The 20,503-nt window shown below is 36.5% G+C and carries 18 protein-coding genes and 1 pseudogene; 12 read left to right on the top strand and 7 right to left on the bottom strand.

The genetic code is table 11. From position 1 onward, the window contains the following. Positions 1-421: 421 nt before the first annotated feature. Positions 422-667: pseudogene (locus ABL518_RS04175) on the bottom strand (PD-(D/E)XK nuclease family transposase); the annotation flags it as partial. Positions 668-1,553: 886 nt separating this feature from the next. Here ABL518_RS04175 and ABL518_RS04170 point away from each other — a divergent pair. From ABL518_RS04170 to ABL518_RS04145, 6 genes are all read left to right on the top strand, one after another. Next, a complete protein-coding gene (locus ABL518_RS04170; protein WP_010962562.1) occupies positions 1,554-3,260 on the top strand; it encodes an ABC transporter ATP-binding protein in 1,707 nt (568 codons plus the stop codon). Between the two features lie 195 nt (positions 3,261-3,455). Then, entirely contained in the window at positions 3,456-3,674 is a 219-nt protein-coding gene (locus ABL518_RS04165) for a hypothetical protein (protein ID WP_348994360.1), read from the top strand. A 93-nt stretch (positions 3,675-3,767) separates the two neighbouring features. Next, complete coding sequence (gene argS / locus ABL518_RS04160) at positions 3,768-5,474, top strand: arginine--tRNA ligase (protein ID WP_010962564.1); 1,707 nt, start codon at positions 3,768-3,770, stop codon at positions 5,472-5,474. A gap of 94 nt (positions 5,475-5,568) precedes the next feature. Beyond that, the gene (locus tag ABL518_RS04155) at positions 5,569-5,793 is read left to right on the top strand and encodes a hypothetical protein (RefSeq protein WP_010962565.1); all 225 of its coding nucleotides are present in this window, start codon (positions 5,569-5,571) and stop codon (positions 5,791-5,793) included. Continuing rightward, a complete protein-coding gene (locus ABL518_RS04150) occupies positions 5,771-6,073 on the top strand; it encodes a type II toxin-antitoxin system RelE/ParE family toxin (protein WP_348994359.1) in 303 nt (100 codons plus the stop codon). The genes ABL518_RS04155 and ABL518_RS04150 overlap by 23 nt, the downstream gene beginning before the upstream one ends. 326 nt (positions 6,074-6,399) lie before the next feature. Next, a complete protein-coding gene (locus tag ABL518_RS04145; protein WP_167513690.1) occupies positions 6,400-6,555 on the top strand; it encodes a hypothetical protein in 156 nt (51 codons plus the stop codon). 519 nt (positions 6,556-7,074) lie between these two features. Here ABL518_RS04145 and ABL518_RS04140 read toward each other — a convergent pair. Further along, the gene (locus ABL518_RS04140; RefSeq protein ID WP_006280467.1) at positions 7,075-8,370 is read right to left on the bottom strand and encodes a Na+/H+ antiporter NhaC family protein; all 1,296 of its coding nucleotides are present in this window, start codon (positions 8,368-8,370) and stop codon (positions 7,075-7,077) included. Between the two features lie 203 nt (positions 8,371-8,573). Between ABL518_RS04140 and ABL518_RS04135 the strand changes: the two genes are divergently transcribed. Then, the gene (locus ABL518_RS04135; RefSeq protein WP_155975180.1) at positions 8,574-8,741 is read left to right on the top strand and encodes a hypothetical protein; all 168 of its coding nucleotides are present in this window, start codon (positions 8,574-8,576) and stop codon (positions 8,739-8,741) included. A 742-nt stretch (positions 8,742-9,483) separates the two neighbouring features. Here ABL518_RS04135 and ccmA read toward each other — a convergent pair. After that, a complete protein-coding gene (gene ccmA / locus ABL518_RS04130) occupies positions 9,484-10,107 on the bottom strand; it encodes a heme ABC exporter ATP-binding protein CcmA (RefSeq protein ID WP_007548816.1) in 624 nt (207 codons plus the stop codon). Positions 10,108-10,110: 3 nt separating this feature from the next. Then, positions 10,111-10,542 carry a hypothetical protein gene (locus ABL518_RS04125; protein ID WP_010082661.1) on the bottom strand — a complete coding sequence of 144 codons (432 nt, stop codon included), beginning with the start codon at positions 10,540-10,542 and terminating at the stop codon, positions 10,111-10,113. Between the two features lie 190 nt (positions 10,543-10,732). Between ABL518_RS04125 and aspS the strand changes: the two genes are divergently transcribed. Both aspS and ABL518_RS04115 read left to right on the top strand, forming a co-directional pair. Then, complete coding sequence (gene aspS, locus ABL518_RS04120) at positions 10,733-12,535, top strand: aspartate--tRNA ligase (protein WP_095742857.1); 1,803 nt, start codon at positions 10,733-10,735, stop codon at positions 12,533-12,535. A gap of 61 nt (positions 12,536-12,596) precedes the next feature. Then, positions 12,597-13,859, top strand: a complete 1,263-nt coding sequence (locus tag ABL518_RS04115) for an MFS transporter (protein WP_038198717.1) — start codon at positions 12,597-12,599, stop codon at positions 13,857-13,859. Positions 13,860-13,866: 7 nt separating this feature from the next. On the opposite strand, the gene ABL518_RS04110 is transcribed toward ABL518_RS04115, so the two are convergent. Next, complete coding sequence (locus ABL518_RS04110) at positions 13,867-14,790, bottom strand: RluA family pseudouridine synthase (protein ID WP_006279888.1); 924 nt, start codon at positions 14,788-14,790, stop codon at positions 13,867-13,869. 408 nt (positions 14,791-15,198) lie between these two features. Then, entirely contained in the window at positions 15,199-16,179 is a 981-nt protein-coding gene (gene pdhA, locus ABL518_RS04105; RefSeq protein ID WP_006279887.1) for a pyruvate dehydrogenase (acetyl-transferring) E1 component subunit alpha, read from the bottom strand. Positions 16,180-16,234: 55 nt separating this feature from the next. On the opposite strand from pdhA, the gene hemJ reads away from it, so the two are divergent. The 3 genes from hemJ to miaB all read left to right on the top strand — a co-directional run bounded on the left by hemJ (position 16,235) and on the right by miaB (position 18,885). After that, positions 16,235-16,663: a protoporphyrinogen oxidase HemJ gene (hemJ, locus tag ABL518_RS04100; protein WP_010082641.1), complete on the top strand. Its 429-nt coding sequence runs from the start codon at positions 16,235-16,237 to the stop codon at positions 16,661-16,663. A 53-nt stretch (positions 16,664-16,716) separates the two neighbouring features. Then, positions 16,717-16,965, top strand: a complete 249-nt coding sequence (locus ABL518_RS04095) for a hypothetical protein (protein ID WP_317586155.1) — start codon at positions 16,717-16,719, stop codon at positions 16,963-16,965. A gap of 600 nt (positions 16,966-17,565) precedes the next feature. Continuing rightward, positions 17,566-18,885: a tRNA (N6-isopentenyl adenosine(37)-C2)-methylthiotransferase MiaB gene (gene miaB / locus ABL518_RS04090; protein WP_010962578.1), complete on the top strand. Its 1,320-nt coding sequence runs from the start codon at positions 17,566-17,568 to the stop codon at positions 18,883-18,885. A gap of 139 nt (positions 18,886-19,024) precedes the next feature. Here miaB and ABL518_RS04085 read toward each other — a convergent pair whose 3' ends face one another. Further along, complete coding sequence (locus ABL518_RS04085; RefSeq protein ID WP_095742680.1) at positions 19,025-20,491, bottom strand: peptide MFS transporter; 1,467 nt, start codon at positions 20,489-20,491, stop codon at positions 19,025-19,027. Between the last annotated feature and the right edge of the window lie 12 nt (positions 20,492-20,503).

Raw genomic sequence — 20,503 nt, 5'->3', positions numbered from 1 at the left:
CTTATCCTGTTCCTTTTGTCATACAATAGTGGGTTAGGTGGCTTCTCTATACCGGTGATTTGCGTACATCCAGAAATGAAAAATGTCACATTACCTTTTGGTCGGAGCTTATCAGCATCTTTAGCTCTTTAATCGTTACGATACTTATGAAGCTTCACTTACGTTCACCATACCACTAAGCCTAGCCCTCCAACCACATGATGCTTGTAGTTTATGCTTTCTCTCACGATTGAGCATCTTCTTTATCAAGAGGAGGTTCATTGTCCGCGTCGCTCGGCACCAACTGGTTACCCAATTCGCACTGATGCGTAGACTCAGATGGCAAAACATCTGGTTCAATAAGCTTTAGAATCCTTTCAGTTTCTTTCTGAATGAATTCCTCTCCTTTTAAACAATATGACCGAAGGCTTTCAGGTCGCACCATCTCAATTATATACCTGTTCCCACTAGAATCTCTGCAAAGAACATCAACAATGCTTTGTTTATCAGAAGCAATTTCAGGGTCCATAATGGTGCTTAAGAATTCTACTTCTTGTATAGTGTTGACTTCAGTACATCCTAAAATATCGTTTAAAAAATGGATAAGAATATTCTTATTTTTTTCAGTGCCAAAGATTTTCTTAAATGTTAAATCTAACTTTGGATCGAGAAATTTAGAAAGAGCCATAATAAAAATACTGAGAAAAGATTAATAATTATACACTATTATTAACAACTATTAAACCATATTTTTAAGTATAGCTATACCGCCGCGGCGCTAACAAGTAGCGGGATGACGAGGTTATCGTCACGCTGCCACGAACCGTCATACCGCCGCGGTATCTCTAGATCCCGCTAACAAGTAGCGGGATGACGAATTACTTAACCGTCATGCCACCGCAAACCGTCATACCGCCGCGGTATCTCTAGATCCCGCTAACAAGTAGCGGGATGACGGTTGTCGTTTAGCTACAAACGTTAAGAAATTTACCAAATGAAAAAAAAGGCAAAAGAAGCCCTGGGGTTATTATCCGCTTTAAAATATTGGCGTTTTTTATGTTTTAAACGCTTGACAAGCAAGATTAAGCTGCTTTTAATTGCAACTAACTTACGCTGCAAATGTTTAAGAAGTTTACTAAGCAGAAAAAAAGACAAAGAATCCCCGAGTTAGCTAGTCTTTTACTATCTCTGTCGAGTATTGGCATTTTTTGATGTCTTGTAACGCTTTATAAGCGCGTTCAGCTTATTTAGATAAAAATCTAGATGTAGATGAAGTTTTGTAAAGACATACAGTATCTATGTACTGCAAAAAATTAAACATAAGACGCCGATACATTAAGTAATCCTTACCTTTTAATCTGCAGATTGGCGAAAGCAAATACAATAGCTTCAATTTTATGATAAGGGGGCTGGCGGAGTTTGTCAAGTAAGTTTTTTGTTTCTGCGAGCTACTACCCTTTCTTGGTGGACTAAAATCACAACAGCTGCAGAACCTAAATTGCTTCATACTACACCTTTCCCCTTTCCCCTGAAACTAAAATCTATATACTTAACTTTAGAAACTTTAAAATAAGATGCGATCTAATATTAGGCAGTTATTTTACTATATAAAGCCTAATCTATCCTATTTTGTCATAGCTTTTATTGCAGTTTTATTTTCAGCCTTAACGATCCTCCTCTTTGGCAGAGGCTTAAGCAATATAATTGATTCTGGCACAGAGCACGATTTTACTACCAAACTATTAGTTGCAATACTTATAGTTTTAGCCATTTCTCTCACTGCATTTACTCGGTTATATTTCATTGGCATTGGCAGCGAGAAAGTTATCGCAAGAATCAGATATGACTTATATAGCAGTATCACTAACTTGCAACCAAGTTTCTTTGAGAACACAGGCGTACAAGATGTTATCTCAGCGTTAATTACTGATACCTCTGTGCTGCAATCAATAATAAACAGCAGCTTACTAACCATATTACGAAATTTTGTGATTCTGATTGGCAGTGTTGCTATGTTATTATATACAAATATACAACTAACTGCGTATGCAGCCGCAATAATACCTATACTACTCATTATCATGACCTCACTTGGAAAAAAAGTGCGTAGCTATGCACGCTTTGCCCAGGATAAATTAAGTGAGCTTGCGTCATTTAGTGAGGAAAATTTTAGATCTATAGTGACTATCAAATCGTTTGTACTCGAAGAAAATGAAAAAACCCGTTTTAAGGAGTATTTAAACTCAGTATCAAAATCATACGTAAAATTAGTACTCTTGCGTGCTATTCTAGTAACTCTAGTTATCACGTGTGTGATAGGTTCACTAGTTGTTTTGCTCTTTTTTGGTATTAAAGAAGTCTTAAGCAATAATATAACTATTGGAGAACTCTCCTCATTTGTGTTTTATTCAGCGCTTGCGGCAGGAGCTATAAATAATTTGAGCGATAATATCAGTGATTTACAACGAGGTCTTGGAATAGTAGAGCGTTTATTTGAATTTAAAAATATGAAAAGCTCTATAGTAGATGCCGATGATCCTATAAAAATTTATAGTGTTCAAAAAGGAATTTCGTTTAATGGTGTAACATTTTTTTATGCTGATAAGCCAGCATTAGATAACGTATCATTTTCTATAGAGGCAGGTCAAGCAGTATCAATTGTTGGACCATCTGGCAGTGGTAAAAGCACCATTTTAAAGCTTCTGCTCCGTTTTCATGATCCAAACAAAGGTAGCATTACTATCGATGGGCACAATATTAAGTCAATTGCGCTAAATGACCTCAGATCGTTGTTTGGCTTAGTGCCACAAGATCACATGATATTTTCTTGCTCAATAATGGAAAATATACTATATGGCAAACCAGGTGCCGAATATGAGGAAGTGAAGCAAGCAGCCATCAGCGCTTATGCGATGGAATTTATTGATAAGCTGCCTGATAAATTTGATACATTTGTAGGAAAAAGAGGATTAAAACTTTCTGAAGGACAAAAACAACGTATTGTAATAGCAAGGGCCATACTCAACAATCCTCAGGTTTTAATACTGGATGAAGCAACCTCTGCCCTTGATTACAAAAGTGAGAACCTCGTGCAAAAAGCATTGAGCAAGTTAATGCAAAACAGAACAACAATCGTAATTACACACAGGCTATCAACCGCACTCAAGACTGACAAGATTATAGTAATTAATCATGGAAAAGTAGAAGAAGTAGGAACTCATGACTTTCTAATGAGTAAAGACGGGCTGTATGCAAAACTGGCGAAGATACAGTGGAATTGAAAGAAAATTTAAATCATACCGTTAGTTGATATGCTAGATTTATAATTAAAATTATTAAATTTTTAATTTTATTATTTTATAATGGTTCCATAGTTATCCGGAAATTTCGTGATCTGTAGTTTCTTTCATTCACGTTATATTCATAGCTTGTTCTATCTTAATGTAATTCCAATTTTGACTGTATAGGAGGTCTCTATGTTAAAACATAACTATAGTGATAAAATCAATAATCGCTATTCATATACTAACAAATTTTCTTATAGTGATGAGGGTGTAGACGAGACGATCAAGGATAAAATCACAATTGAAGATCAGGTAGTAACTGATGATGTTGAAGAGCCTGATGCTGGTAATGATGGTTACAGCGAAGGTATGGCTTTCTCTTACCATGGTTACGGCAACGACTTAATATAAACTCTGATCCAGGAAGATAAAATAGTTAAGATAAACCTTCAACTAGTCCCACTTATTCACTATACTGCTATAGATTTTATAGCAATATAGTGAATGAACATTTTTAAGCAGATTTCCTCTCTAATCTTTAGTAAATTGAATGAGTTGAAACAAAGGGGTGTTATAAGCACAAGTGCAGCAAACTTTATCATAGAGCCTCCAAGCAATAGAGTCCATGGAGACATTTACACAAATGTTGCTATGGTGCTTGCAAAGCATGAAAAGAAGAATCCCATTGAAATTGCAGAGGTTTTAGCCAAAGAATTTGAACTTTTTGATGAAGTTGCAAAAGTGGAAATAGCAGGCTCTGGTTTCATCAACATGCACTTAAAAATAGAAGTGTGGCATGGAATTTTAAAACAAATAAATGAGCTAAAAACAGAGTTTGGCACCCTAGATATAGGGAACAATCAGGCCATTAATGTTGAATTTGTATCTGCAAATCCAACTGGTCCACTGCATATTGGTCATGCAAGAGGGGCAGTATTTGGTGACGTTCTGGCAAATTTATTGAAAAAAGTTGGTTATAAAGTTACTAAGGAATACTATATTAATGATGCTGGAGCGCAGATAGATACGCTAATTCGGTCAGTATATTTGCGGTATAAGGAAGCTCTGGGAGAAAAAATCAGCATCGAAAAAGGTTTATACCCAGGTGAATATTTAAAACCAATAGGGACTGGGCTGGCCAAAAAATATGGCGCAGAGCTTCTAGAAAAGCAAGATAATCAAGTGATTAGAGACTATACTTTAAGTTCTATCTTAGAAATCATAAAGGAAGACATGAACTTACTTGGAGTAAATCATGATGTTTTTACTTCAGAGTATGAGCTACAAAAAAGTGGCAAAATTGAAGAGAGTATAAAGATATTGTCTGACAAGGGTCTAGTGTATGAAGGGTACCTGGAGAAACCAAAAGGCAAAGAAAGCGAAAATTGGACTTCCAGAAAAGAGATGCTATTTCGCTCTACAAAATTTGGTGATGACGTTGACCGTGCATTGAAGAAAGAGGACGGCAGTTGGACTTATTTTGCCTCGGATATCGCTTACCATTTTGATAAGATATCGCGTGGTTTTAACAATATGATCGTAGAGCTTGGTAGTGACCACGGCGGTTATGTCAAAAGACTCAAAGCAGTCGTCTCTGCGCTCAGTGATGATCAAGCAAAAATAGAGGTAAAACTGCATAATATTGTGAATTTTTTCGAGAACGGCAAACCTGTTAAGATGTCCAAAAGATCAGGAAACTTCCTAACAGCAAGAGATGTAGTGGAAGAAGTTGGCAGGGACATAACTCGTTTTATAATGCTAACACGCAAGAATGATATGGTCTTGGACTTTGATTTTGCTAAAGTTAAAGAACAGTCAAAAGACAACCCTATTTTTTACGTGCAATATGCGCATGCTCGTGCTCATTCGTTAATGCGTAATGCTCCAAAAGAGCTCCCAACAGCAGATCCTTCACTTTTAAGGACAGGTGGAGAGCTCTTCCTCATAAAAACCTTAGCAAAGTGGCCAGATGTGGTAGAAATTGCAGCAAGGCTTTGTGAGCCACACAGAATTACTTTCTACTTACTTGAAGTTGCAGAAGCGTTTCACGTTTTATGGGGGTATGGCAAGAGTGATTTAAACATGCGTTTCATACTGGAAGACAACTTAAACCTCACCGCTGCAAGAATGTTTCTCGTGCAGGCCTTAGCACACGTCATCGCTTCTGGACTTTCTATCTTCAATATAGAGCCTTTGGAAGAGATGAGTTGATTTTTTTATGCAAGATTGTTTTTTCAACGAATAGAGAAGTTGACAAAATTAAGTAAAAATGTTATAGTTTATAGTAGTATTTTCTGGTTAATATATGGCTCACAGTCAAAAAAAGCTCAATGTTAATGTAAGTTTTGACAGTAAATTGGCTCAGTATCTTACAGAAATGGCAGAGACTCAAAATAAAACTATTCCTGAAGTTTTAGTAGATTTAGTGGAAGAAGAGTTCGAAGAAGATGTAGAGCTATCCAAAATAGCTGACGATCGCCTCTCTGAAGGTGAAGAAGAAGTAGAGGATGATGAAAACATCTGGAAATAAAACTTACACTATAAAATTCTTAAAAAATGTTATTGAAAAAGAAATTCCAGCTCTTCCGGCAAAGATTAAATTAATGGTTCAGGAGGCCATAAAGAAACGCCTTACAGTTGATCCTTTTAATCTAGGAAAGCCTTTATGTCATAGCTTTAGAGGGCAATATAGGATAAGGGTTAGCAACTACCGTATAATTTACGTCATAAATCATTCAGAACGTAAAGTACTTATTACTGCAGTGGGGTATAGAAAAAACATTTACAAACACAGAAGATTACACAATTAAAAATATAAGAAAGATCTCACCGCTGCAACTTGTCCAAGCCTTAGCACACGTCATTGCTTCTGGACTTTCTATCTTTAATATAGAGCCGTTAGAAGAAATGAGTTGATTTTTTTTTGTTACAATATGTAATGATCAAAATATTATTCAAAGTAGGGTAAAGTTATGACGATCAGTTTTAGGGAGTATTCAACTGTATTCACTGAAGTTGCGGAACAGACAGATTTAAATGGAAATAACATAATTGAAAGAATAAAAGGGCATTAGCATAGATCCCGCTAACAAGCAGCGGGATGACGGTTGTCAGGGTGTCAGGCTAGTACCTTCTCTTGTCATCCCAGTGCCCAGACACTGGGATCCAGAAAAGTTTGCTTGTGAACAAGCAAACTAGCATGGAAAGTGGTTACAACATTTTCGATGAGATTATATGGAAAACTGTATTCCAGTGTCAAGCACTGGAATACATCACAGGGGCACTGGAATGACACCCTTTACGGGCTCTTAAATTGCAACTATAAATGTTTAAGAAATTTACCAAATGAAAAAAAAGGCAAAAGAAGCCCCATGGTGGTTGGCTATTTACTATGTACTAAAATATCGGCGTTTTTTTTATTCTAAAACGCTTGATTAAGAGCGATTTAGCTGCTTTTAACTTGCAACTAACCTACACCGCAAGTGTTTAAGAAATTTACCAAGCAGGAAAAAAGGCAAAGAAACCCCGTAGTAGCTAGCATTCAAATTCTCCCTTGTCAATTTTACGTTTTTTGCTGTCTTAAACGCTTTGTAAGCGCGTTTCGGCTTATATAGGTAAAAACCCAGAAATTTTTAAAGACATGCGATGCACGTAGTGCGAAAAATTAAACATGAGACGCCAAATACCCTAAGTTTTTTGTCATTAACCTGCACAGATTGCGAAGATAAATAAATAGCTTCAGTTTCATGATAAGGGGGTTGGCGAAGGGTGTCAAGTAATTCCGTTCCTTATGGGTAAAAAAAGAGAAACTCTAAGTTGCAGCCGCACAATGTTTCTCTTTTCTGCTGTTGATGATTATTTCGCCTATTGTAACTGCCGCTAGAATAAAGCAATAATATACCTGTGTTAATAAAGAAATAGGTGATACAGAGGCGATGCTACCTGCTAGCAATAGTTGGGAACCATAAGGTAAGATACCTTTTGTAGCACAAGCAAAAACATCTAATAAGTATGCGCTGCGATGTGGCGCAATACTGTGTTTTTGTGCAAGCCTTTTTGCAATGCCACCACTTAGTAAAATAGCAATGGTATTATTGGCAACTAAGGTAGTAAACATAGACGCAATTCCTGCTATCACAAATTCAGCTTTAGTTTTTGTGATATTGCTTTCATCGATGAGTTTATGCAACGCTTTTTGACCTTGCTTGTACATTATATGGCTCAATCCACCGATAAATAGAGCAAATATCACTATTTCGTTTACTTTTTTGAAACCGTCATACACGTCATGAGGAAATTGAATGATAGCATAGTCAAAAAAAGTTATTCCTAGCACACCAGCAATAATTATGTTTATAGTTATTGTTACTAAAGTGGCGACTTCAAGCAGCCCCATGATTATTAAAGAAATGTAAGGAATAATTTTTATTATAGAATAATAATCTAAATTTGATATAGAAATAATTTTTGTACTATTTGAGGCAACTGCTAGGTAGATGAGTGTTATAATGCTGGCAATAAGTGCAACTTTAGAGTTCATTTTAAGTTTATCTTTTGCTGAAGCTTCCTGTGAAGAAACAGATGCAATGGTGGTATCAGATATCATCGAAAGGTTATCGCCAAACACGGCACCACCTACTACAGTTGCAGTTCCTATTTCGAGACCAAAAGCTCCACTTTTTGCCAGATTAACAGCTATAGGTACCATCAGCGCAACAACTCCCATAGATGTGCCAATTGCAGTTGAAATAAAAGCAGAAGCCAAAAATACTCCAGGCAGCAGTAATCTTGCTGGAAGGAAATTAAGAATTAAATTAGCAACAGTGTCTGCGCTACCGATTGATTGAGTCACCGCAGAAAATGCTCCAGAAAATAAAAAAATTAAACACATAGTAAGGGTGTTTTTGTCACCCATGCCCTTGATAACAGTATCGATGTTATGCTGAATTTTATTTGTACCACGTGAGACAGCAAAAAATAGTGCTGGTAATAAGCAGATTACTGGTGAAACCTGATGAAGTGGATTATCAGTTCCGATAAAAGAAAAATAAGCACCACTTCCAAGATACAAGATTAAAAAAATAATCAAGGGGACAAAAGCTGTCATTTTACTGTACCTAAACTTATAACTATAACTAATTAAGTGGTTTTAAGCAAGTTTGGTTTTCACTAGTTCTACAGGAAGTCAATAGCAGAGTTTTAAACTTCATATTTAATCTACTAAATAAATAGCACATGTAGCTTATTGCTTGACAATAGGATCTAATTGTTGTCTAGATTCCAGCATCACGCGCACAACTGTACGAACATTTGTTTGCGAAGAAATGTTATAGCTGGTTTTGCCTCAAACACAAAGATGTCATCCGAGTAGCTGACTACTTGGATCCAGAAAATTTTGCTGCGAGTAAGCAAATTTGTTTGGTGAGCATAGAAAGTGGAATGTGTAAGCGCAGCCTCAACAGGTTGTCATCCAAGTAGCTGACTACTTGGATCCAGATTGGATACTGAGTTGGTGAGTATAAAAGTATAGCTAACGCGAGCTCTACGTCATACCGCCGCAGAATAATTAACCGTCATACCGCGATTCATTCGCAGTATCCCTTCGCGGTATCCCTTAGCCGCTAACAAGCAGCGGGATGACGAGCTTATCGTCATGCCACCGCGAACCGTCATACCGCGATTCATTCGCGGTATCTCTAGATCCCGCTAACAAGCAGCGGGATGACGGTTGTCGTTTAGCTATAAATATTTAAGAAATTTACTAAACAGAAAAAAAGGCAAAAGAAGCCCCGTAGTTGGCTAATTACTTACATTATACTTTCAAGTATGGCGTTTTTTTATTCTAAACGCTTAATAACCGCGACTCAGCTGCTTTTAAATGCAACTAACCTTAGCTATAAATGTTTAAGAAATTTACTAAACAGAAAAAAAGGCAAAAGAAACCCTAGGGTAGCTAGTTATTCACTATCCATTTTTTAAGTTGGCGTTTTTTTATGTTTTAAACGCTTTATAAGCGCGTTTCAGCTTATGTAGGTAGAAGTTTGATAAAGACATAAGGTGCACATAGTGCAAAAAATTAAACATGAGACGCCAGATACGTGAGTTTTTTTGTCATTTAATCTGTACAGAGAAGATAAATAAATAGCTTCAGTGTTTATGATAAGGGGGCTGGCGGAGTTTGTCAAGCAAGTTTTTTATTTCTAGCGGTTGTTGCCAAAAACTATACAAGAAGTCTATTGAAATTACGTATATCAATCGTTGTAAAATCACACAATTGCTCTGTAGAGCTATGCCCTGTAATAATTACTATACCATTTTGCTCAGAGCGTATTGAGATTAGGTTCAGCACTAATTCACACGTTGCACTATCAAGATTACAAAATGGTTCATCTATCAGCCAAACGTTTGCATTAGAAATCAAGAGGCGAGCAAGCGCAACTCTCCTTTTCCATCCTGCAGAAAGTTCGCCATATCTAATATTAAGTACAGGTTGCAACTGCAAGCAACAAATAGCTGCCACAATCAATTCTCTAGTATTTCGTATTCCTGCCCAGAATTCTACGTTTTGAGCAACAGTTAAGCTATCTTTACAGGCATTCTTATGGCCTATATAGACCATAGAAGATATATAGGATTTTGGATCATCATATATATCTTTTCCGCAGTGCCTTATATTGCCTGATACCGGCGGTAAAAGTCCAGATAAACTTCTAATTAAGCTGGTTTTACCACTACCATTTGGACCAGTGATTAGAATCTTTGATTTTAGCTCAGCTTTAAAACTGAGATTCTTAAATAGTACCTTATTATTACGAGTGCAGGATAAATTTTCACATTCAAGCATGGATTATCTGCCCTTTCCCTTATGTTTACCTTGAGTTGAAGCCTGAGCTTTTACAAACAGCTCCCAAAATCCTTTCTGTCCGCCTTCTCTATGTATCAATTGTGCAAAACGCTGCATTAAACCATTACCCATCATAACCATCTTTGTCCATTTACCTACCGGTTTTGCTATGTCAACTATTTCTGGATCTTCTTTATAAACTTGCACATCTTTTTGCTTCTCACGCAGTATTTCCTGTTGTTTCATCAACTCTTTTTGCTTATTTTTTTGATATAATTCATTGAATTTTCTGTCTTCTTCCCACTCTTCTTTAAAAACTTTTCTAGGAAATATGATTTTTCTAATGCGATTTTTGTATATTTTTCTCAAAAAGAGAAATACTTTGACTATAGCAAGTAATGCTATACTATATATAATAATTTGTCCGAAAGACATTTTCTGTACTCAGCTTACGCCACATCATATTATACCATAATTATAGAAATTGTGCAATTTTTGTGTGAGTAAAGACAGTATAAAAGTAATACTGCTCTATTTCGTAAACTGGACAAATATCTGACGAATGGGCTTGTATGTGGTAAGGTTTATTTCTATACTTTTTAAAGAATTTAGAAGTGAAACAAATATGAACTGCTACAAGACTCACACGTGTGAAGAATTAAGAAAGAATGATGTAGAAAAGGAAGTTACCCTTTCTGGATGGTTATATCGTAAGCGCGACCATGGTAACCTAATTTTTGTTGATTTAAGAGACTTCTACGGAATCACTCAGCTAGTATTTAATAATGACAAAGACTTTTTTGATGAGATATCAAATTTAAAATTGGAGAGTGTAATTACTGTTACAGGAATAGTTGAAACTAGAACTGAAGATACGGTAAACAGCTCTATTTCTACCGGAGAAATCGAGGTGATAGTCAACAATTTGCGCGTTGAGTCGGAAGTTGAGTTCCACTTTGATGAAGAAATAGCAAAAGAAGAAAGAAGTATATTGGCAAGCATTACCGGCGAGCAAGAATACCCAGAAAACATGAGATTTAAATATCGATTTCTTGACTTAAGACGTGAAAAAGTCCGCAACAATATTATTTTGCGCTCACAAATTATTGCAGAGCTCCGCAAGCTCATGATAGAGCGAGGATTTTTAGAGATTCAAACTCCAATACTCACTGCTTCCTCTCCTGAAGGAGCACGCGACTACCTAGTGCCAAGCAGGCTAAATCCTGGCAAGTTCTATGCATTGCCACAAGCTCCGCAGATTTTCAAACAGTTGCTCATGGTTTCAGGGTTTGATAAATATTTCCAAATTGCACCGTGTTTTCGTGATGAAGACGCAAGGGCTGACCGTTCTCCGGGAGAGTTTTATCAGCTAGATCTTGAAATGTCTTTTGTAACTCAAGAAGACATCTTTCAGATTATTGAGTCTACCTTATATAGAGTGTTTGCTAAATTTTCTCGCAAGTCTGTCGATAAAGATTTTCCACGCATTACATACAAAGAGGCAATGCTTAAGTATGGTTCTGACAAGCCAGATTTGCGTAATCCACTATTAATCAGCGATGTTACAGAAATTTTTCGTGATTCAGGGTTCAATATTTTCAAAAGCAATATTGAGCGTGGTATGGTAGTGAGAGCCATCCCTGCACCTAAAACAGCAGAGGAACCACGCAGCTTCTTTGATAAAAAGATAGAACATGCGCAAAAAGAATTCGGTGCTAAGGGTCTCGGATATATAACGTTTGATAAAGATGGAACTGCGAAAGGCCCAATTGCTAAATTTCTTGATGAAAATAGGCTAAACCACATAAGAGAAGCAACAAACATAGAGCCAGGAGATAGTGTATTTTTTGCTTCTGACAAAGAGAATGAGGCGGCAAACATTGCAGGAAAAGTACGCACTCTTTTAGGGTCAGAACTCAGTCTTATAGATGATAATATCTTCAAGTTTTGTTGGATCATTGATTTTCCATATTTTGTATATGACGATAAAAGTAAAAAAATCGATTTCTTTCATAACCCATTCTCCATGCCACACGGTGGTCTGAAAGATTTAGAGGACAAAAATCCACTGGATATCCTTGCTTACCAATATGATCTTGTTTGCAATGGAATAGAACTGTCAAGTGGGGCGATTCGTAATAACAAACTGGATATCATGTATAAAGCTTTTGCCATTGCAGGTTATAGCCGGGGAGAAGTTGATACAAGATTCGGTGCACTTGTACGTGCATTCAGATTTGGTGTTCCTCCTCATGGTGGAATAGCACCAGGAGTTGATAGAATAGTTATGCTGCTTGCTGATGAGCCAAATATTCGTGAAGTAATCTGTTTTCCTATGAACCAGCAAGGTGAAGATGTTCTAATGGGTGCTCCTTCCAAGGTGGAGGATAAGCATTTACGTGAATTATCCTTGAAGGTTATTGAATGAAAAATTTTATAGCAAGGAGCACCGGTTAATGATATATTAGGTTATGTTAAATTGAAAGACCATGAATAATATCCAAAAAGCAATACTATCGGGCATGATCTGTAACATGATTGTGTGGTATGAACTCACTCTTTTTGGAGTATTAACAGATACAATCATCAACGTTTTTTTCCCATCAGAAGATCATTATTTGAGTACACTCAAATTCCTTGGTGTTTTTGCAATTGGTTTTGCGTTTAGACCAATTGGTGCAGTAATTTTTGGTTATATGGGAGATAAGTATGGCAGAAGAAAGACTTTACTTACTTCAGTAATATTAATTTCAATATCATCCACAATTATGGGAATTATACCTGGGTATAAAGAAATAGGGTTGCTTTCACCTGTATTGCTTGTGTTTTGTAGAATAGTGCAAGGAATAACTGCAGGAGGTGAAACAAGCATTAATACAGCATTTACGATAGAGCATTCAAAAGATAAAAAAAATCTAGGTTTCTTAGGAAGTATGAAGCCCTTTAGCGGAGCCCTTGGAACGCTCTTATGCATAACAATGATATTTATCTGCAAAAGAGTTACAGGTGAGAACTATGAAATATGGGGATGGAAGTTGCTTTTTTATTTTTGCTTTTTTTGGGGGACAATAGGTTTTTTAACTAGGTACATATTAAAAGAAAGCTTAGCATATAAAACTAATAAGTACGCTAATAATTTAGCACATTCACCATTGTTAGAACTAGTAAGAAACTATAAAAGACCGCTTATTATTTCAATCAATCTGGGAATTGCTCAGAATGCAATTGTCTACGCAGCAATAATGTTTTATAATATATCAATAAAAGAGCTAGTTATTTTATCTATTAGTGTTAAAGATTTAATGAGGATAGTAATACAGGTTGTATTTGCAGCATCTGCGGTACTTTTTGCAATTTTATCTGATAAAGTTGGAAGAAAACGCGTAATGATTCCTGTACTGATTATGCTATCTCTGATTGGTACATGTGTATTACCATTATTATCTTCCGTTAACCACTATGTCGTAATAATAACTTACTTATTGATTACTATACCAGTAGGTGCATCTTTTGGAATATATGGTTCTGTTATTTGTGAACTGTTTCCAACAAAAGTAAGATGCACTGGCGTAAGCTTAGCAAATAATATATCTGCAGGAATTTTTGGTGGCCTTTCTCCATACATATGCATGTGGCTTATAGAAAAAACCGAAACAAAACTTGCAGCAGGCATTTATCTTACTGCCTGCGCATTAATTAGCCTAATATCTGTGCTTCAAATTAAAGCCAAAGACAGAAAAGTTGATTGGTGAAATCGTTTCAGTCGAAAAATAGCGCTTCAATGGATTTTTCGATGTGTTTAGTGATAGGAGCGGTGATAGTGATTTCTTTATTGTTTGGCAGTTTTAAAGATAAAGAATGCGAATGAAGGTGAATTTTATTTGCTATCCCATCAATAAAAGCTTTTTTACCACCATATTTACCGTCACCAAGAATAGGGCAATTTATATGAGCTAAATGTGCACGTAACTGATGGGTTCTGCCGGTAATTGGTTGTAATTTTAAATAAGCAACATTGTGTTTGGATTTTGCTATAATTGAAAAATGCGTAGTGGCATTCTGAGGTGAATTTTCATCAACGACCACTTTTTCTTGACCTGAAACATATTTTTTCACCAATGGATAGTCTATTGTTCCACTATCCTTGCTCGGTATGCCAGAAGTTAATGCTAAATAAGTTTTTTTTACTCTTCGTCCTTTAAATTCTTCCATAAGGTATCTGGCAACATTAGCGTTGCGTGCGAATATTATCACTCCACTCGTATCTCTATCTAGCCTATGGACAATTTTAAATGTTTCTCCCTCTCTTATTTGGTCAAGCAAATCACTCATGCTAATCTTTACTTTTACGCCACCTTGAACGATGACCCCTGCGGGTTTGTTTATAGCTAGTATATATTCGTCTTCATATAATATGTTCTCTCTTAGTAGATTCACTAACTTTTCATTATATTTGCGATCAGAATTAGCGTTTTCAATATAATTCAAGTGCTTCAGCGTTATAGTTTGCCCAGAATTTACTCTATCACTGGACTTTGCTTTGCAATCATCAACTTTGATTAATCCTTTCCTTAAAGATTTTTCAATTACAGATTGCTTTAGATCAGGAAAGATTCTTCTGATGTACCTATCCAGCCTAACGTTATCGTCTTCTATTAATATGGTTTTTATACTTTGTAGCATTCCATTATTTATAATGAATATCTAGTGAAATGTCAATTATTGGTGTCATTCCAGTGTCAAGCACTGGAATGACACCGAAGGGGCTACTGCCGTCATAAAGGAACCAGTGTCAGCTACTCGGATGACAGGAGAAGGAGACTACTGAGATGACAGCTAGCCTGACAACCGTCATCCCGCTGCTTGTTAGCGGGATCTAGAGATACCGCGAATGAATCGCGGTATGACGGTTCGCGGCGGCATGACGTAGAGCTTGCGTTAGCTATACTTTTATACTCACCAACTCAGCTGGATCCAAGTAGTCAGAGCACTGGGATGACAAAAAAAGGAGGGCACTTGGATGACGGGAGAAGGAGCTATTTGGATGACATCGTTTACTATACAATGTTTGTACAGTTCTGGATAAAAAAATTAGCTAACAAATTTATAAACATCAGTATACAGCTCATCAACGCTTGGTTCTTTACTATTTTTGGCAAAATCTTCCGACTTTTTTACTAAATCACGTATTTCCTTATCAATTACTTTGCACTCTTCTTCTGAAGCCATTTTATTATCTGTCATGTATTTCTTTAAAGTGCTTATAGGGTCATGATTTTGCTTCATATCTTCAACTTCTTCTTTTAAGCGATAAGTAGCAGGATCTGACATTGAGTGACCGCGATATCGATATGTCTTCATTTCAAGCAGGATAGGCCCTTTTCCGCTGCGTGTGTGTTCCGCTGCTTCGCTTGTAGCCTCATAAACAGAGAAAAAATCCATTCCATCAACTTGTTTTCCAGGAATACCAAAACTTTCTCCTCTTTTATATAACTCTGTTACTAAAGTTGACCTTTGCACGGAGGTTCCCATTGCGTATTCATTATTTTCTATGATGTAAACCACAGGCAACTCCCACAAAGATGCCATATTAAACGATTCATATACTTGTCCTTGATTTGCAGCACCGTCGCCAAAATATGTAAATACCACATTATCTTTTTTCTTATATTTATTAGCAAATGCTATTCCTGTGCCAATTGGAACTTGTGCTCCCACTATTCCATGCCCGCCGAAGAATTTTTTTTCAACGTCAAATACGTGCATCGAACCACCTTTACCTTTCGAGCATCCTGTTTCTTTGCCGGTAAGCTCTGCCATTACAACATTTGGATCAGAATCACATGCGAGCATTAAGCCATGGTCTCTATAACTTGTGATAAAAGCGTCACCTAATTTTGATGCAGCTTGAGTTCCAACTGCAACTGCTTCTTGTCCTATTGATAGGTGACAGAACCCGCCTATTAATCCCATCCCATATAATTGTCCTGCTTTTTCCTCAAATCTGCGTATGAGTAGCATTTTCCTGTAGAATCCAATTATCTGTTCTTTAGTGAAATTTTCTGCTTTCATATCGATTTCTTTTTCATTAAACTAACACAATACCAGGAATTTTAAATTTTTGCTAATGAACTATTACCACTGGCTTGAGGCTTTTCACGTTATCTCTGTTATCATGTGGATGGCAGGTATGCTTTATTTACCCAGGCTTTATGTCTACCATGCAACTGTAAAACCGGGATCGGAAAATGATAGCTTGCTTCAAACAATGGAAAAGAGGCTACTTAGATATATCATAAACCCTGCAATGCTTTTCTCACTTGGTCTTGGAATTACACTAATGGTTATTAGGGAAGCATATCGTGAAGGATGGTTTCATGTAAAAGCATTTGCAATACTTTTGATGTTAATTATTCATATGCTACTTGCAAAATATAGGAAAAATTTTGCAATGGGTTCGAATAAGAAGTCACATATTTATTTTCGCGTTTTAAATGAAGCAGTTACAGTATTGATAATAGTTATAGTTATTATGGTTGTTGTAAAACCTTTTTGACTGACCTTACCCAAAAAAAGCAGAAAGCTCGTATCTGTTCAGATGCATGGCTAATGTACAATACTGAAATAAAAATTCCAGTGCTCCCTTTCTTGTCATCCCAGTGCTTGACACTGGGATCCAGCTTTCTTTACAAATTCACCAAAAGTGCTTCATTCTATAACGCAAAACCCATACTCACCAAACTCAATGCATTACTTGCAATTAAGTCTCCTGGATGCCAGTGTCAAGCTACTCGGATGACACCATTCTTTTTCCTGGATCCCAGTGGGCTTTGTTGCATCGCTAGCTATGATGGATAAAGATAAAAAAGGTAGAGAATATCAGTAGCTTATTATTCTGGTATTTATAACAAGAACGGTCAGTGAATACCTAAATTTGAGTAAAAGAAATTTCACTACCACTCACTAATCCGGCTAAAATTCAAGAATTTCAATGCTTTAGCTATTTTCAATAGAATTAAATTTATTAATATAAATAATAAATTACTATTCTTAAATTTGATCAGATTGATTGCAAAAAAACAAGATTTTCAATAGGTTGCTTATAATCCTAACTATAGTTAGCCTTTCATAAGTAGCGATGCAACAAAGCCATCCCAGTGTCAAGCACTGGGATGACAAGAAGAGGGCAGTGCCCTCTTGGATGGAAGCCAGTGTTAGCTACTTTCATGACACCCTGACAACCGTCATCCCGCTACTTGTTAGCGGGATCTAGAGATACCGTGATGGTATGACGTAGGGGTTGCCGAGAACTTGTCATCCCAGTGCTTGACACTGGGATCCAGTTTTTCGTATAATTTTGTCAAAATCTATTGTGCTAGCAAGTTCACTAGCGTCACGCGCTGGTCTGTTAGACATTTACGTGTAGGGTGAAGAAATTTTGAAAAAGACATACCAAATATGAAAGGCCTATATATTAAAACTTACGGCTGTCAGATGAACGTTTATGACTCCGTTTTAATGGAAAATGTAATTAAACCTTTGGGGTTCAACGTTGTTAGTGATGCAGGGAAAGCCGATTTAGTGATACTGAATACTTGTCACATTAGAGAGAAGGCAGCAGAAAAACTTTACTCAGAGCTTGGGAAGATTCATTCGTTACGAAAAGAAATGACTATAGTGGTGGCTGGGTGTGTAGCGCAAGCAGAGGGAGAAGAAGTGTTCAGAAGGGCTCCTTTTGTTGATATTGTTGTTGGTCCGCAGAGTATCGCTACCTTACCGGAGCTGATAGTCAAAGCAAGCAGAAGTAAAGGTCATGTAATAAACACTGATTTTCCTGAAGTTGCAAAGTTTGATAAATTGCCAGATGAATGCTATGGCAATAGCCAGGGGTCTTCTGCGTTTCTTGCCATACAAGAGGGTTGTGATAAATTTTGTACGTTTTGTGTAGTGCCCTATACTCGTGGAGCTGAGTATTCACGGCCAGTGAATGAAATATTTCGTGAAGCATTGAAATTAGTTGCAAATGGGGCAAATGAGATCAATTTGCTTGGTCAGAACGTCAATGCTTACCATGGGGAGTGCGAAGGGGAAGTGTGGGATTTAGGAAAATTAATTAGTCATATTGCTAAAATTGAAAAGCTAGAGAGGATTCGTTATACAACTTCTCATCCAAGAGATATGCATGAATCTCTCTACTTGGCACATGCGGAAGAGCCAAAGCTCATGCCGTTTGTTCACCTGCCTGTGCAGTCTGGTTCGAATAAAATATTGCACGCGATGAACAGGAAACACACTGCAGAGGAGTATTTGGAAATAATAGACAGATTTCGCAAATTGAAACCTGAAATCGAATTTTCTTCTGATTTTATTGTTGGTTTTCCTGGAGAAACCGAAAAAGATTTTGAAGAAACTATGAAATTAGTAGAAAAAGTTAGATATGCTCAGGCTTATAGTTTTAAATACAGCCCAAGACCAGGCACACCGGGAGCGGAAAGAAAAGATCAAGTACCAGAAGAGGTTAAAACAGAGCGCCTTCTTCGTTTACAGAAATTAATTAGTAAGCAACAACTTGAGTTTAACCAGAGTATGGTAGGTAAAACTATACCTGTTCTATTTAGCGATAAAAAAGGTAAACACCAAAACCAAATTATTGGTAAAAGCCCATATATGCAATCAGTGTGCATTGATGATTCTGAAGATAAATACAGGGACAAAATAGTAAATGTGAAAGTGTTGGAAGCTCGGCAGAGTAGTTTGCTGGGGTGTGCATTTCACTGATTTTAAGCAGCGTTAAATATAAATCTTAAGCAAAGAGTATTGAAAAAATGCAATCATAATCTTTTTCAAAAGTTACAAAGTTTAATTGCTACCTCTGCTGAACGGGTACCTTAAACCTACAAATTTGAGCTTACCTATATCAATTTTTTGTACAAGATGAGTTAGTAACAACTTTATGTATAAAATTGAAGAAGAATAAAAATACAATAACGAGCATTAAATTAAATATTCCCACCTTTAAAAAACCCTCTTTATATATTTCTAAAGATTCTAAATAATTTATTTTACCATTTACTGAAGGAACTGACATAAATTTTGATATTGCAACTCCGGCTAGGTTAGAAGACGCTAATGACAGCATTACTATACCCATCACTACTCCTCTAAGGTTTTTGGGGGCTAGTGTAGTTGCTTGTTCTTGGACTAATGGAGCAATACATAATTCTCCCAGTCCCATAAAGGAGATAGCAATTATTAAATATAAGTATTCTACTTTACCTTCAATGTTAGAGTTTAAACATCCTATGTACAGTGTGAAAAAACACATAGCCATTGTCAGAAGGCCAAGGGTAAACATGGAAGTTGCATATTTTTGCCTAAACTTCATGTATGTTCCAAAAAGAAAGCCAAATATTATAATTGACAAAGGATTTATGGCTTGAGAAACTGAAGCTGGGATTGTTATACCTAATACATTGTTAATAACGTTTCTTTCGGTGAATAAGTTAACCAAAGAGCCAAGCTGCATTTCTAAAGCAAAAAAACACAAGAAAAATACCACAAGAATAGATAATGCCACTAATTTTCGTCTTTGTTCTGCTGATAATTTAGATATTATATAAATAAATATGCCCAGAGCTGTTATTCCAATAAATATGAGCATATTAGTAAAAAATTCACTATGTATAAGCATTTTAGCAATTATTGATGATGACAGAAAGCTTCCTATCAATACTATACCAAAAATTTTAATCCCTAATATGCGCTTATTCATAAGCTCTGGATAAGGAGAAAGGCCGCTATCTCCTAAAAGATTCTGAAATTTGAGAAAAAAGATTAGCCCTATAGACATCCCAATACCAGCTAAACCAAAGCCGTAGTGCCAGCCAAACAAGTGGGCTACATAACCACATGAAATAGAAGCCAATATTGCTCCAATATTCACACCTACGTAAAATAAAGTAAAGCCTCTGCTACGTTCAGGATCGTCTTTGCCATAGCATGAACTAAGTAAGTTAGTTACGTTCCCTTTAAACATACCAGTACCTATGGCTATTAGAGATAAACCTAAATATAATAAACCTGGTTCAAACTTAACCAATGACATGCAAGCATGACCTGCTATCATCACTATCCCTCCAAGCAACACCATGTTGCGGAATCCCATCAACTTATCAGCTAAAAAACCTCCAAGTATTGGTATAGCATAACCTGTTGCAGCAAATAATGAGTAAATAGTAAAGGCCCTCTCATCAGTGAAACCTAAGTGAGAAGTCAAAAATAGGACCAAAAGTGCCCTCATTCCATAGTAAGAGAAACGTTCCCACATTTCAACAAAGCACAACATTTTTAAAAATTGTGGAAACTTATCTGTCTTCTGATCCATAAAATACCCCTA

It is taken from the genome of Wolbachia endosymbiont of Drosophila willistoni (assembly GCF_040084705.1).
Classification (GTDB): domain Bacteria; phylum Pseudomonadota; class Alphaproteobacteria; order Rickettsiales; family Anaplasmataceae; genus Wolbachia; species Wolbachia pipientis.
Note: the sequence above shows the minus strand (reverse complement) of the source record. Positions and strands in the feature narration are given on the sequence as shown.